The following is a 12345-nucleotide window of genomic DNA, read 5'->3' as shown; positions in this document are numbered from 1 at the left end:
GAGGCAAATTCCTGAAAGGGATCAAGCTCAATCATAAAAATGGCGAATGACTTGTTATAACGGGCGCTTAACATAATTTGATGCTCGATGTGTTCATCAAGCGCCACTTGATTCAACAGGCCGGTAACAGGATCATGGGTAGCCCTGAAGTGTTCACGCTGAAGAAGAGAAATTTTTTGAGCAGGTACCAGTCGCTTTGCTATTGCCACCATGACAGTTAAGCCTCTTTGTTTGAGAATCTATTATTTTCGCCGGGTTGAACCCTGTCTCTCACATACACAGCTTGTGTGGGTAAAGTGGAATGCAGTTACCTGCACCTCATCACCAACACACCATCATGCAACTAAAATTATTGCTGTTAACTATGTATTCTGAGACTACTGTCGTTGAGGCCCTAACGTAACAAGTCACCAGGTACCCTTTGTTACCGTCAGGAAAAAAATTATTTTTATGAAATACTTTGTTAGTTTTTTAATCTGGTTGCATTGCGATCGAGTGTGAAAAAATCAACTGTTCCTCAATAATTGATCACACCCTTGCCCAAACTCGAAACCTGATGGTTTGACGACCATCAAAACGGGAAACGACCTGAGCCATACATCTATTACCACCATCTAAGCAACACTACTCAGAATTTACATTAAGAATAGACGCTATCTTAAAAAATAAAAGTGTGGATAAATATTTTTTTATTGATGGCCTATTAAACACGATTAGATCGATATTTAACCACATGATGAAATAGTGTGTGGATATTTTGTGAATGAAATGGAGAGGAAACAATTTATTATTTAGTACGGTTAACTTTTAATTCGTTAATATCGCCGCTAGTATCATAGCGGACTTGTTAACCGGAGACCAACAACAGACAAATCACATACTGTTTTCGCCAGCGATCATAGCCAGCTCAAAAAAGAGACCTATATAGTTCTCACGATAGCCACCGGGCCAAGATTTTAAATTTGTATTTCCCGTAACTGTTTTGCCGCAGCCTCGGGGCTTACGGTATTAACATGCAGCCCTGAACCTAATTCAAAACCACTGGGAATACTGGTGCGTGGACAAATCTCCAAATGCCAGTGATAACTATGATGGTAGTCCTGTTTGGAGTTATGTGGCAAAGTATGTAAAAAATAGTTGTATTGCGCGCCACCTAAAACCCCGTCCAGTCGAGTCATTGTGTTTCGAAACACTCGGGCGTAGTCCAATAAAAGCTCTTCAGACGTATCAATAAAATCTGCCTGATGTTTCAAGGGCAAAATATGTACCTCCCATTCAAATCGGCTGGCGAATGGCTTGATCGCGATGAAATGCTCACCTTTCTCCACGACATATGTGTCAGCGTGTAAAGTGCGTTGTGACTCCCCGGTTTCCCGGTCATAGACGGTGGCATTGAAAGACAGGGCATCATCGATTAACGCGCAATAGACACAATGATGGTGTTGGCGGTGATAAGAGGCACTAAAATGCACTTCGGCCTGAACATTTTCAGGAATTACCGGTAACGCAATTATTTGACTATGGGTATGTGGAATACTGGCACCTGCAGCAGGGCCGAAATTCTTAAACACCAATATATAGCGCAACCTCGAGTCACTTTGATAAAGTTCCATCATGCGTTGCTGGTAAGTCAGGAACAACTGTCGCAAGTGTTGTTCGGACATCTCGTGGATCGCGATGCCATGGTTGTGATGATCAATGATCACTTCATGCCGACCATAGCCATCAATTGCCTGCCGCAAGCCCTCGCTAATCGCGGATCCCTGGCTTGCATCGCTAAGCACGGGGTAAAGATTTTCAACAATCCGGATAATCCACTGTTCCTGATCTTTACACTCGGTTATAGCGGGCGGTGTCATATGCTCATTGCCACGACAAAATGGGCACTCTTTCACATGTGAGCGTGTATCGCGGGGCGCAGGCTGTTCCTTTTTACGTGGCCTTAGATTGCGGACCGTAGATACCAGCACCGACTCAGTCGGTACGATCGGATCAATACGTATTTCGCGCACTTCTCTTTCTGTTGTGTCCATGCAGTTTTTCCCTGCCTCCTGTATTGTCAAGGGCTAGATTAGCAATGCTTGCGACAATTACTATTAAATTGTATTAATCAATCTATAGATAGAAATTCCTGGTACGGACGAAGAACATTAAGCTTATATACACTACTCCGGCCAACTGACGACATACTCTGGTAATTCAGCCTCATCGACTTCCTGCTGTTTGTATACTCGCCCGCGGACTGAAATACCTGCTAAATGAACTGACTGCGGATCACCGCTAACCAAAGGGTGCCACTCCGGTAGTGGCTTGCCTTCCCATAACAAACGATAGGCACATGTTGATGGCATCCAGTGCAACTGGTCCAGCACATCAGGCGTCACAACAACACATTCCGGTACCAGCTTTGACCTTGTTTCATACCGGGTGCAACGGCAGGTTTCAAGATCCAGCAAGTCGCATACGACATTGGTGTAATGGATACTGCCATCATCTTCATCTTCCAGTTTGACAAGACAACAACGGGCACACCCATCGCACAACGATTCCCATTCCTGCCGCGTCATGTCGGCGAGAGATTTACTTTCCCAAAACGGTTTGCTCATGAACAGCGAATCAGAATGCAAAAGACTATTTAATGGTTAATGGACCTTGGCCGGCCGCGTACCGCGCAGGCGTCGATAACGATGAAACCAGTCCAGCCAACGTAAAATACGTTCCGGCTTGTGGGCTTTTTTCCAGTTACCGGCAGCATATCTATTAGCCTCGGTTAAGGTAGGATAGATATGAATAGTGCCCAGGATTTTTTCCAGGCCCAATCCATGAGTGATCGCAGTCACAAACTCGGCGATCAATTCTCCTGCATGATGACCAACAATGGTAACACCCAGAATTTTATCCTTGCCCGGTACGGTAAGCACTTTAATTAGGCCACGATCTTCTTCATCGACAATGGCCCGATCCAGATCATCAATACCGTAACGAGTGACTTCATAGGGAATGCCTTTTTGCTTTGCTTCGGACTCATTCAAACCCACCCGCGCTACTTCCGGATCGGTATATGTGGCCCAGGGAATTACAGAATAATTGACCCTGAATTTTTTAAAGGGTTTGAACAAGGCATTTACCGCTACATACCATGCCTGATGCGCTGCTGTATGGGTAAACTGATACGGACCTGCCACATCGCCACAGGCATATATATTGGGATAATTGGTTCTTAAAAAATCATCCGTTTCAATTGTACCGCGCGTTGAAGTATGAATGTGCAGTTCCTCCACACCAAATCCTTCCACGTTAGGTTTGCGACCCAAAGCAATTAATATTTCATCGAACTCAACAGAGACAGCCTTACCTTCATGCTCACAAACCATGTATTTATGCTGTGCATCAGCCACTACCCGCCTGGCATTATGATTGGTCAATACCCGAATGCCGTCCTGCTTAAAACTTTCCATAACATGCAGGGAAACATCATTATCTTCACGACTGAGTATACGAGGATTGCGTTCAATAATCGTCACATTGCAACCCAGACGTTGAAAACATTGCGCAAGTTCACTGCCAATGGGACCACCGCCCAGAACAAGCATGCGTTCCGGTTTGCTACGCAAATTCCAGATAGTATCCGAAGTCAGATAATCCACCATTTCCAGGCCATCAATGTCAGGCACAAAAGGTTTGGCGCCCGTTGCAATCACGATATTCCTGGTTATCAGGGAACGCCCGTTGACTCGTACTTCGTAGGGCGTAATTATCTTAGCTGTACCATTTATACATTCCACACCCAGTTTCGTATAACGTTCCTTCGAATCATGCGGCTCGATCTTTTTTATCACTCGCTGAACACGTTCCATGACATCCGCGAAATCATATTCAATGATTGCTTTCTTAAAGCCAAACTCCCTGGCCCGCTTTGCGTAATTCAGTATCCGCGTAGAACGAATCAATGCTTTACTGGGAACACAGCCGGTATTTAAACAGTCGCCACCCATTTTATTTTTTTCTATCAGGGCCACTTTAGCCTTCACGGCCGATGCGATGTATGCCGATACCAAACCCGCGGAACCCGCCCCGATCACGACCATGTTGTAATCAAAACGATGTGGTTTCAAAAAATGTCGCAGGTATTTGCGGGTTTTCAAATATTCAACCGTCTTTTTCGCCAGCAGGGGGAAGATACCCAGCAAGGCAAACGACGCCAAAAGACCGGGCGACAATATCCCGCTCAATGAATCGATAGCGGCAATCTGAGAACCGGCATTGATATATACAATGGTGCCCGGCAACATCCCAATTTGGCTTACCAAAAAGAACTGCAATGTCCTTATTGGGGTGACACCCATAACCAGGTTGATAATAAAAAACGGAAAAATGGGTATCAGGCGCAGGGTAAATAGATAAAAAGCACCGTCTTTTCGAATACCATCATTGATGGATACAAGCTTGTCCTGAAATTTGTTTTGCACATAGTTGCGCAACAGGAAACGTGAAACCAGAAATGCCAGTGTTGCCCCGATGGTACTGGCGAAAGAAACCACGACTGTGCCGATCGCCAACCCAAAAACCGCGCCCCCTGCCAGGGTCATGATCGCCGCCCCAGGTAATGATAGCGCTGTTACTGCAATATAAATTGCGAAATAAACGCTAATAGTCAACAACTGGTTTTTATAATAGAACTTTGTGAATTCGTGTTGTTGTTCCTTTAAATAATCAAGCGTGAAATACTGACCCAGGTCGAAAATAAAATAGGATGCAACCAGGGCCGCAATGAAGCAAAACAGCAGTAAACGGCCAATTAGCGACTTAGACATATAAGATCCTTAATGATGGTTTTTCTTACGATTCTGATGAATTGCTTCTGCAAACAGACCGTTGTATTTAAATTCGTGTCTTATTATCTGCTTTGATACATTGAAATGAATATTGTTACGACTTGCAGCATCTATACCTGCACTCAGTATATATTTTTTAGCGGATATATATAAATGCTATTAGCGATATCACCTTGAATTATGTCACAATATTGACCCTAAACAACCTTAACCAGGCAGGGAGCATCCCATGGCTTCAGAAGAGCAAACTCAGGAACAGCGTATTTTACGCATGTGCCGACGCGTATTAACGGACGTAGCAAAAGATACTGTAACGCCCGAAGGCATGAAACACCCGCTATCTGAAGCTACCATTCATGGAATTCGTGATTGTCTACAGCTGATTGCATCGCGGGAAGCGGAAATACTCGCAGAAAAAGGGACTCCGTCAACAGCGAAACCGCGATTTGTGGATGAACCCCAAAAAAATGTTGTAGTAACGCTAAGCCCTAAAAAACCCAAAGACAACAGCCAGGATGAATGATATTTGCTCATTCCCGAGCGAAAGCTCAGCTTTTTCTCGTCAAGACATCCTTGGCCAGGTTAATTTTTGCCGCTAAATAGGTTGATCCCCCGAGATCAGGATGCAGTTTTTGCATCAATCGCCGGTGAGCATTAATAATATCCTCTTGTGTTGCGCCTGTGTTCAATCCCAGCACTTCAAGCGCTTCCTGGGCACTCATCTTGCCAGTGCTCGACGGCTGTTGCGATTGCTGTTCCCGTCCAAAACTTTCATCCTGCTGCGTTTCATCTCGCCAGTGCTCATGAACGCGGTCCAGGTATGCCATCAGCAAGGACTGAGAATCCTGATCCTGCTGGCATTCATTGAGTAAGAGCAAAAGCTGCTCCAGGCTGAGACTTTGCAACTGACGTCCCTTGAACTGGCCAAGCAAGACCTCTCCATCCATATCTCCCGTGTCATGATTCAAGCTCATGCGCAAATAACGGGACTGGACAGTTGAAGTTTGTCCCGTGGATGGACCTGACGCATTTTGTTGATTGGCCTGATAGCGGCGATACAAGTTTCGCAATAACGGCACATAACGTATTAAGGGTAATAAGCGATACAGGGCAGGCAACGCGGCTGCTACCAGTGCGAATAACCAGTGCAAACGACCGGTGGCCAGTAGAAACAAAAATAGTCCACCACCTAGCACGATCAATATCCAGCGACCGACTTTTTTCAAATCCAGGGAGGATTGCCGGTACAAAAAACGTGCGATGAACAGCAGGGCAATAATCGCGAGTAATATGATCAGTGTACGCAATGTAATTCTCTGGTTATTTACGCTGTGTTAATTGCAACACTGTTTTACCCTGGCGTTTGTTGAAATTCTCCAGTGCCTTGCGCCCACCAGCGGCATAAACCGCGACAGCACCTAATAACTCTTTTAGTTGCTGGGCACTACTGGCATCAAAACGGCAATAGGCACCACGTGTCAGTTCTGCCAGTTGTTTGAATCCCATAGTCGCGACCGGATCATAACCTTCATGAAACAAAAACATCGGCACACCCAGCAATGCCAGTTCCCCGGCCTGGTGACACAGATCATCAATATTTTCTTCCAGGCAATCACCCACGAACACCAGTGCATTGACTTTTTTTTGCCTGGTTTCCCGCACGGCGTGCCGAAGGATTTTTTCAATTTGTGTATGACCGCCCAGGCAACGGACAGCGGTCATTCGCCTGAGTAGATCCTGAGAACTGGATAACCAGGGCGAGGCATCAAATTCACCGTAACCCCGGTAATAACACAGCTGGATCTCCAGCCCGCCCAATGCCGCCGTTTCCGAAAACATTTCCGCCTGTAACTGACAGGCATGATCCCAGGTTGCTTCACGGCTGGCGGTGGCGTCCATGGCGAAAATAAGCCTGCCTCGTTCACCCGATGGCTTCATCCCTGGCGTGAGCGCGGCCTTATTTAGAAACGCATCAATGTCGCTGCGTGTCGATTTGCTGATTTTTTTTGAATCATCCGTCATAACAAGGAGATAATTTAGCGCTTATTCTTCAGAGGGTTTAACACAGGCAGCGGCACGCCTGGCCAGATCGCGCGCTTTACTGGTGTCCTGGTCATAGGCTAACGCCACACCCATACGCCGCCTGACAAAGGATTCCGGTTTACCGAACAGGCGAATCTCCGTTTGCGGAATTCGTAGCGCATCATCAACACCATGATAGCTAATTGACGTGCCATCAAATCCACCATAGATAACGGCGCTGGCACCAGGAGACCGCAATCTTGTATCAACCGGTAAACCTAGAATCGCCCTGGCATGCAGCGCAAACTCACTTTGATATTGTGTGATCATGGTTACCATGCCGGTATCATGCGGACGCGGACTGACTTCACTGAACCAGACATCGTCGCCTTTAATAAATAGTTCGACACCAAAAATTCCCCGGCCACCCAGCTGATCCGTCACCTGCTTTGCAATGTGCTGGGCGCTTTTCAACGCCTTTTCCGACATTGGCTGCGGCTGCCAGCTTTCCACATAGTCACCCTGTTTTTGGATATGCCCAACAGGATCACAAAAACTGGTTTCCGTATCACCCTGTGCGTTGAGCGAACGCACCGTTAACAAAGTAATTTCATAATCAAAATCAATTTTTTCTTCGACGATGACTTTACCATGACTGACTCGACCACCACTCATGGCGTAATTCCAGGCATTTTCCACATCGTCAGGCCCCTCTATTAGTGCCTGGCCTTTACCCGATGACGACATGACCGGCTTGATAATACAGGGGTAACCAATCACCGAATCAATGGCCATTCCGAGCTGGTTTAAACTGTCCGCAAACGCGTAACGCGAGGTGCGTAATTCGAGGGTTTCTGCTGCCAGGCGCCGTATACCTTCCCGGTTCATGGTAAGCTGTGCGGCCTTCGCGGTTGGTATGACTTCGATATTACCCTCCGCTTCAATTTCAGCCAGTGTATCCGTTGCAATTGCTTCAATTTCAGGAACAATAATATGTGGCTGTACATTTTTTATTAATGTGCGCAGTTCATCCCCATCAGCCATGTTAATAACATGCGCAGTATGTGCAACCTGGTGGCCTGGCGCATTGGCATAGCGATCCACCGCAATGACCTCGACGCCGAATCTTTGTAATGCAATAATCACTTCTTTGCCTAATTCACCACTGCCTAGTAGCATAATCCTGGTAGCGGAGGTTGATTCTGGCGTCCCAATTTTCATGTTATGGCTCCTAAGATGTGTTGCAAGGCAAAATCTGATTAAATACTAACCATTTCTGTCGAAGATAACCTTATCCATATTAAAACTATAACCTCGCGATGGATCGATCATTGCAGTAATCAATGAGACAAAGCTCTATTATTGTAACTTTGAAATAATATTATTACAGCCTCCCATCTAACCGTGAAGTCCAGCAATCCATTGAATAAACAGTATATATTCCTTCACTTGTTGCTGTTTCACGGCCTGCTTCTAATACTTCCTGATGTAGGCCAGGCTGACGACCCTGCAAACTGGGATAAACAGAATATCCCCGCACAACCCAGCTCATTGCCAACAATGGCCTTGATTGAATCCGAACGGATACCTGATCATTCAACACTGGAAGAGAAGGAAGCCAGAATAGGCAACATTACTATTCGACGAAGTAATGTTTTCGATCCTAATAAAGAGGAAGAAGATATATTTTTATTTCGCCTGGCAAACTCATTGCACGCAGTAACCCGGGAATCAATCATTGAAAATCAGCTACTATTTCAATCGGGAGACCACTATAGCCATCGCCTGCTAACAGAAACTGAACGATTGCTGCGTACCAATGGCTATCTCGTCGACGCTGAAATCAAACCGGTTCGTTACCACGAGAAGGACAACGTTGTCGACATTGAAGTATTTACACAGGACGCCTGGACGTTTACCGGAAGTATCAGTTTTGGACGGGAAGGTGGCAAAAACTCTTTTAGCGCAGAAGTTGCTGAGTCCAACCTGTTGGGATTCGGTAAAGATCTCCAGTTGCGATTTGACTCCAACGTTGACCGCAATGAAACACAGCTCAGGTACGTTGATCCGCTGTTATTTGGTACTCGCAACAGACTCACGTTGGTGTTCGCTGACAAGAGCGACGGCAGCACCAAGTTCTTTTCATTAGAAAGACCATTCTATTCACTGGATACTCGTTGGGCTATGGGTATCGCAGCCGGAACTGACAGTCAAACTGACTCCCTCTACGAATTTGGAAATATCGTCAACCAGTTTGGTCACAACGAAGAAATTGCTGAAGCATACTGGGGATTTTCCCAGGGCTATGTTGACAACCTGGTCTATCGTTGGCGTGTCGGGTATCAAAAACAAAGTGACCAGTTTTCACCAAGCAATGATTTCCCCGGCTCACCTGTTCCAGATGACCGCGATTTTCGTTACCCATTTGTTGGCTTTAACCTGTACGAAGACAAAATAATAAAAACACGAAGGATTCGGCTCATTCAGCGTACTGAAGACTTGAACCTGGGTAATGATATAAAAGTGAAGCTTGGCTGGTCCGACGAATCATTTGGTGCCACCAATGAGGGCCTGGTATTTGATGCGGTTGCTAATATGGCCTTTAAACCCGCTGTAGACCAGCTGATTTTATTTACGCCTGAAACCAGTGGGAATATTGATGACGGTACGGCTCATAACACCACACTTGCTTTTACCAGCAGATATTACTTACCCAATATACGAAATCAAATATTCTACATGGCATTAAGCGCTGAATACGTTAAAAACCCATACCTTGATAACCAGGTCCTGTTGGGGGGCGATTCTGGCTTGCGCGGTTACCCTTTGCGTTATCAATGGGGCGATCGCATGTTTTTATTAACGCTGGAACAACGATTTTACAGTAGCTGGAACCTGTTTGAGCTGGCGAACATGGGTGGACTGGTATTTTTCGATGTTGGTCGCGCGTGGTATCCCGGCGTGGAAAAAACCGAAAGAACGGATGTGCTAAAAGATGTTGGGCTGGGGATGCGACTAACATCAACACGTTCATCCGGTGCAGTGGTGTTACATATCGATCTGGCTTTCCCGCTGGATGGCGATGAAAGTATCGATAATATGCAGTTATTGATATCTACACACGAATCATTCTAGCAAACCGCTTAAGCTAACCTGAAAAAATAACACTGGCTACCAGGCCGGAACCATTATCCTTGTTTTTCAAATCAACTGTAAGCCGGTTAAGATCAGCTACTCGTTGCACTATAGATAAACCCAAACCGCAGCCTGGTGACGAATTTCCTGTTACACGAAAAAACCGGTCAAACACTCGACCCTGCAACTCCGAATTTATCCCCGGGCCGCTGTCTTCCACTGACAAAATAACCTGATGGTCTGTTTGCGGCTTAATGTCCAGCACAACGGCACCTCGTGACGGTGTATAACGAATAGCATTGTCGACCAAATTTCGAATCAACACCGATAAACTGACCGGTTCTGCGGATACCACAACATCTTCATTGCCGGTTATTTCAATTTCGATGTTTTTTTCCAACGCGATGGGCACCAGTTCAGCGACCACTTCTGCAGCCAGTTCGTGAAGATTAATTTTCTGTCGCACTAGCGTAGTCGCCGCTGGATCAAGCCTGGCCAGCGTTAACATTTGATCTACCAGGTGCGTCGCACGATCGACACTATTAAGAACCTGGCGCAATGCCTTTTGGCGCTCCTCTTCACTGGTTGCACGTAATGACACTTGCGCCTGGGTTTTAAGCGCTGCCAGGGGGGTGCGCAGCTCATGGGCCGCATCGTCGGTGAATTGCCGCTCGGATTCCAGGGCAAGCTGCAGTCGGTCAAATAAACTGTTCAAGCTAATCACCAGCGGTTTAATTTCCGAAGGCACAGGACCCACATCCATGGACTCCAGATATTCCGGATCGCGCCGCGTAACTTCTTGCGCCACTTTTTGTACGGGACGTAGTCCACGACCAATGCCAATCCAGATCATTAAACCCAGGAAGGGTAATGATACCAGCGACGGGGTAATCAACTGGCGACTAATTTTAGTGATAAGCTCGTTGCGCACATCATAGCGTTCGCCCACCTGTATCAAGTACTGGTTAGATTCATCCCATATCGAAAACACTCGCCAGTCGTAGACACCAACCACTTCATCGGTAAATCCGCGGTTGAGCGGATCCAGTGCATCCACAGATAACGCAGTGGTCGGCGCAGTAGCGGACCGCAACAATATCTCTTTATTACTATTCCAGACCTGAAAGGCAAGTTTGCGCTCATACTCATGACCCAGTGCATGTTCTTCGTCTTCGTACTTCAAGGTGGGCTTACTCGGTAGTTGAGTGAACCGATCCAGCAACTCCTGAAGATTAGCGCTGGGTCCGACGAGCAACTCAGGCAATAACAGGGCCTGCAGTACTCGGCCTGATTGCGCTAACTGGGCATCAAATAATTCCTGCACTTCATGGCGTGCATCTTCATAACTTAATATAAGCGTTATTAAACTTACGAATGCGATAATAATTAAAAGATTGGCGAGTAATCGCCGGCGAATGGAAATAGTCAAGACGTTTGCTCTATCATGTAACCCACACCACGGACGGTGCGAATTAAATTTGACCCCAGCTTTTTACGTAAATGATGAATAAACACTTCCAGTGAATTACTTTCTACTTCACCTTCCCAACCATATAATTTTTGCTCCAGTCTTGCCCGGGGAATCACTCTTCCAACGTTCTCTAACAGGTGCTGCAGCAACACGAATTCGCGCATGGACAAGCTAATAGGCTTACCATTGACTGTCACCCGATGTGCAGCGGGATCCAGTACTAATTCGCCATGTTGAATGACTGGATCGGAACGACCCATAGCCCTTCGCTGCAATACTCTCAGGCGCGCGCACAACTCATCCAGGTCTACCGGCTTTACAATATAGTCGTCAGCACCACTATCCAGTCCTTCGACTCGGTCCGGTACACTATCCCGGGCAGTCAGTAATAAAACGGGAGTATGTCGCCCCAGTTTTCTAATATTGCGCAACACCTCCAGTCCTGACATTTTTGGTAAATTTATATCAAGCACCACCAGATCGAATTCATTATCGGTAATGGCGTTGTTGGCACTCAAACCGTCAGTGACCCAGTCAATGGTATAACCCGCCTGCTTCAGGCCGATGCGCAAACCATCGCCTAATACTTCATCATCTTCTACTAACAGAACTCGCATTCGCCCTTCCTGTATCTATCTGTTTTTATGGTATTTTTAATAAGTGCTTTGAAAAGAAAAAATATGATTATTACTTAACCACAACCGCATAAAATATCCGGATTATTGCAATAGTCATCGGCCATATTAAGCCATATTTAAGAAATCTCGAGTAAATTTCGAATCATTAACACTATCAACCCAACGATAGTAATCAGATTATAAGCATCAAAACAAGATTTATCGTTCCAGCGCTTTAGTTTACAACAGAATTTTGGTGTCAGTG

Annotated in this window: 11 protein-coding genes; 2 read left to right on the top strand and 9 right to left on the bottom strand. The window is 46.0% G+C overall.

The features are described from left to right. The 4 genes from ACWVCM_RS14535 to ACWVCM_RS14520 form a co-directional block, all read right to left on the bottom strand. Positions 1-212 (bottom strand): GGDEF domain-containing protein (locus ACWVCM_RS14535; RefSeq protein WP_455202483.1); only part of this gene is annotated, 212 nt, incomplete at its 3' end. A 744-nt stretch (positions 213-956) separates the two neighbouring features. Continuing rightward, positions 957-2033 (bottom strand): galactose-1-phosphate uridylyltransferase, encoded by a 1077-nt coding sequence (locus ACWVCM_RS14530; RefSeq protein ID WP_455202482.1) that lies wholly within the window; start codon positions 2031-2033, stop codon positions 957-959. Positions 2034-2165: 132 nt separating this feature from the next. Continuing rightward, a complete protein-coding gene (locus tag ACWVCM_RS14525; protein WP_455202481.1) occupies positions 2166-2606 on the bottom strand; it encodes a YcgN family cysteine cluster protein in 441 nt (146 codons plus the stop codon). A gap of 36 nt (positions 2607-2642) precedes the next feature. Then, a complete protein-coding gene (locus ACWVCM_RS14520; RefSeq protein ID WP_455202480.1) occupies positions 2643-4814 on the bottom strand; it encodes an FAD-dependent oxidoreductase in 2172 nt (723 codons plus the stop codon). Positions 4815-5064: 250 nt separating this feature from the next. Here ACWVCM_RS14520 and ACWVCM_RS14515 point away from each other — a divergent pair, with 250 nt between their 5' ends. Then, complete coding sequence (locus ACWVCM_RS14515) at positions 5065-5358, top strand: hypothetical protein (RefSeq protein WP_455202479.1); 294 nt, start codon at positions 5065-5067, stop codon at positions 5356-5358. A 25-nt stretch (positions 5359-5383) separates the two neighbouring features. Here the strand turns inward: ACWVCM_RS14515 and ACWVCM_RS14510 are convergent, their stop codons facing one another. Genes ACWVCM_RS14510 through purT form a run of 3 tightly spaced genes read right to left on the bottom strand, consistent with a single transcriptional unit; the run spans position 5384 to position 8078 of the window. Then, the gene (locus ACWVCM_RS14510; protein ID WP_455202478.1) at positions 5384-6142 is read right to left on the bottom strand and encodes a hypothetical protein; all 759 of its coding nucleotides are present in this window, start codon (positions 6140-6142) and stop codon (positions 5384-5386) included. A gap of 13 nt (positions 6143-6155) precedes the next feature. Then, positions 6156-6857: a hypothetical protein gene (locus ACWVCM_RS14505; protein ID WP_455202477.1), complete on the bottom strand. Its 702-nt coding sequence runs from the start codon at positions 6855-6857 to the stop codon at positions 6156-6158. Positions 6858-6878: 21 nt separating this feature from the next. Beyond that, positions 6879-8078, bottom strand: a complete 1200-nt coding sequence (gene purT / locus ACWVCM_RS14500) for a formate-dependent phosphoribosylglycinamide formyltransferase (RefSeq protein ID WP_455202476.1) — start codon at positions 8076-8078, stop codon at positions 6879-6881. Between the two features lie 183 nt (positions 8079-8261). Between purT and ACWVCM_RS14495 the strand changes: the two genes are divergently transcribed. Then, the gene (locus tag ACWVCM_RS14495) at positions 8262-9992 is read left to right on the top strand and encodes a hypothetical protein (RefSeq protein WP_455202475.1); all 1731 of its coding nucleotides are present in this window, start codon (positions 8262-8264) and stop codon (positions 9990-9992) included. 13 nt (positions 9993-10005) lie between these two features. Here ACWVCM_RS14495 and ACWVCM_RS14490 read toward each other — a convergent pair whose 3' ends face one another. Both ACWVCM_RS14490 and ACWVCM_RS14485 read right to left on the bottom strand, forming a co-directional pair. Further along, positions 10006-11421 carry an ATP-binding protein gene (locus tag ACWVCM_RS14490; protein WP_455202474.1) on the bottom strand — a complete coding sequence of 472 codons (1416 nt, stop codon included), beginning with the start codon at positions 11419-11421 and terminating at the stop codon, positions 10006-10008. Next, complete coding sequence (locus ACWVCM_RS14485; RefSeq protein ID WP_455202473.1) at positions 11418-12080, bottom strand: response regulator; 663 nt, start codon at positions 12078-12080, stop codon at positions 11418-11420. The genes ACWVCM_RS14490 and ACWVCM_RS14485 overlap by 4 nt, the downstream gene beginning before the upstream one ends. Between the last annotated feature and the right edge of the window lie 265 nt (positions 12081-12345).

The sequence above is a fragment of the Kaarinaea lacus genome (genome assembly GCF_975902315.1).
Note: the sequence above shows the minus strand (reverse complement) of the source record. Positions and strands in the feature narration are given on the sequence as shown.

Excerpts from the sequence above, each read along its gene's own strand:
- ACWVCM_RS14505 (WP_455202477.1), bottom strand. The coding sequence starts at position 6,857 with ATGACGGATGATTCAAAAAAAATCAGCAAATCGACACGCAGCGACATT.
- ACWVCM_RS14485 (WP_455202473.1), bottom strand. The coding sequence starts at position 12,080 with ATGCGAGTTCTGTTAGTAGAAGATGATGAAGTATTAGGCGATGGTTTG.
- ACWVCM_RS14530 (WP_455202482.1), bottom strand. The coding sequence starts at position 2,033 with ATGGACACAACAGAAAGAGAAGTGCGCGAAATACGTATTGATCCGATC.
- ACWVCM_RS14520 (WP_455202480.1), bottom strand. The coding sequence starts at position 4,814 with ATGTCTAAGTCGCTAATTGGCCGTTTACTGCTGTTTTGCTTCATTGCG.
- purT (WP_455202476.1), bottom strand. The coding sequence starts at position 8,078 with ATGAAAATTGGGACGCCAGAATCAACCTCCGCTACCAGGATTATGCTA.
- ACWVCM_RS14525 (WP_455202481.1), bottom strand. The coding sequence starts at position 2,606 with ATGAGCAAACCGTTTTGGGAAAGTAAATCTCTCGCCGACATGACGCGG.
- ACWVCM_RS14515 (WP_455202479.1), top strand. The coding sequence starts at position 5,065 with ATGGCTTCAGAAGAGCAAACTCAGGAACAGCGTATTTTACGCATGTGC.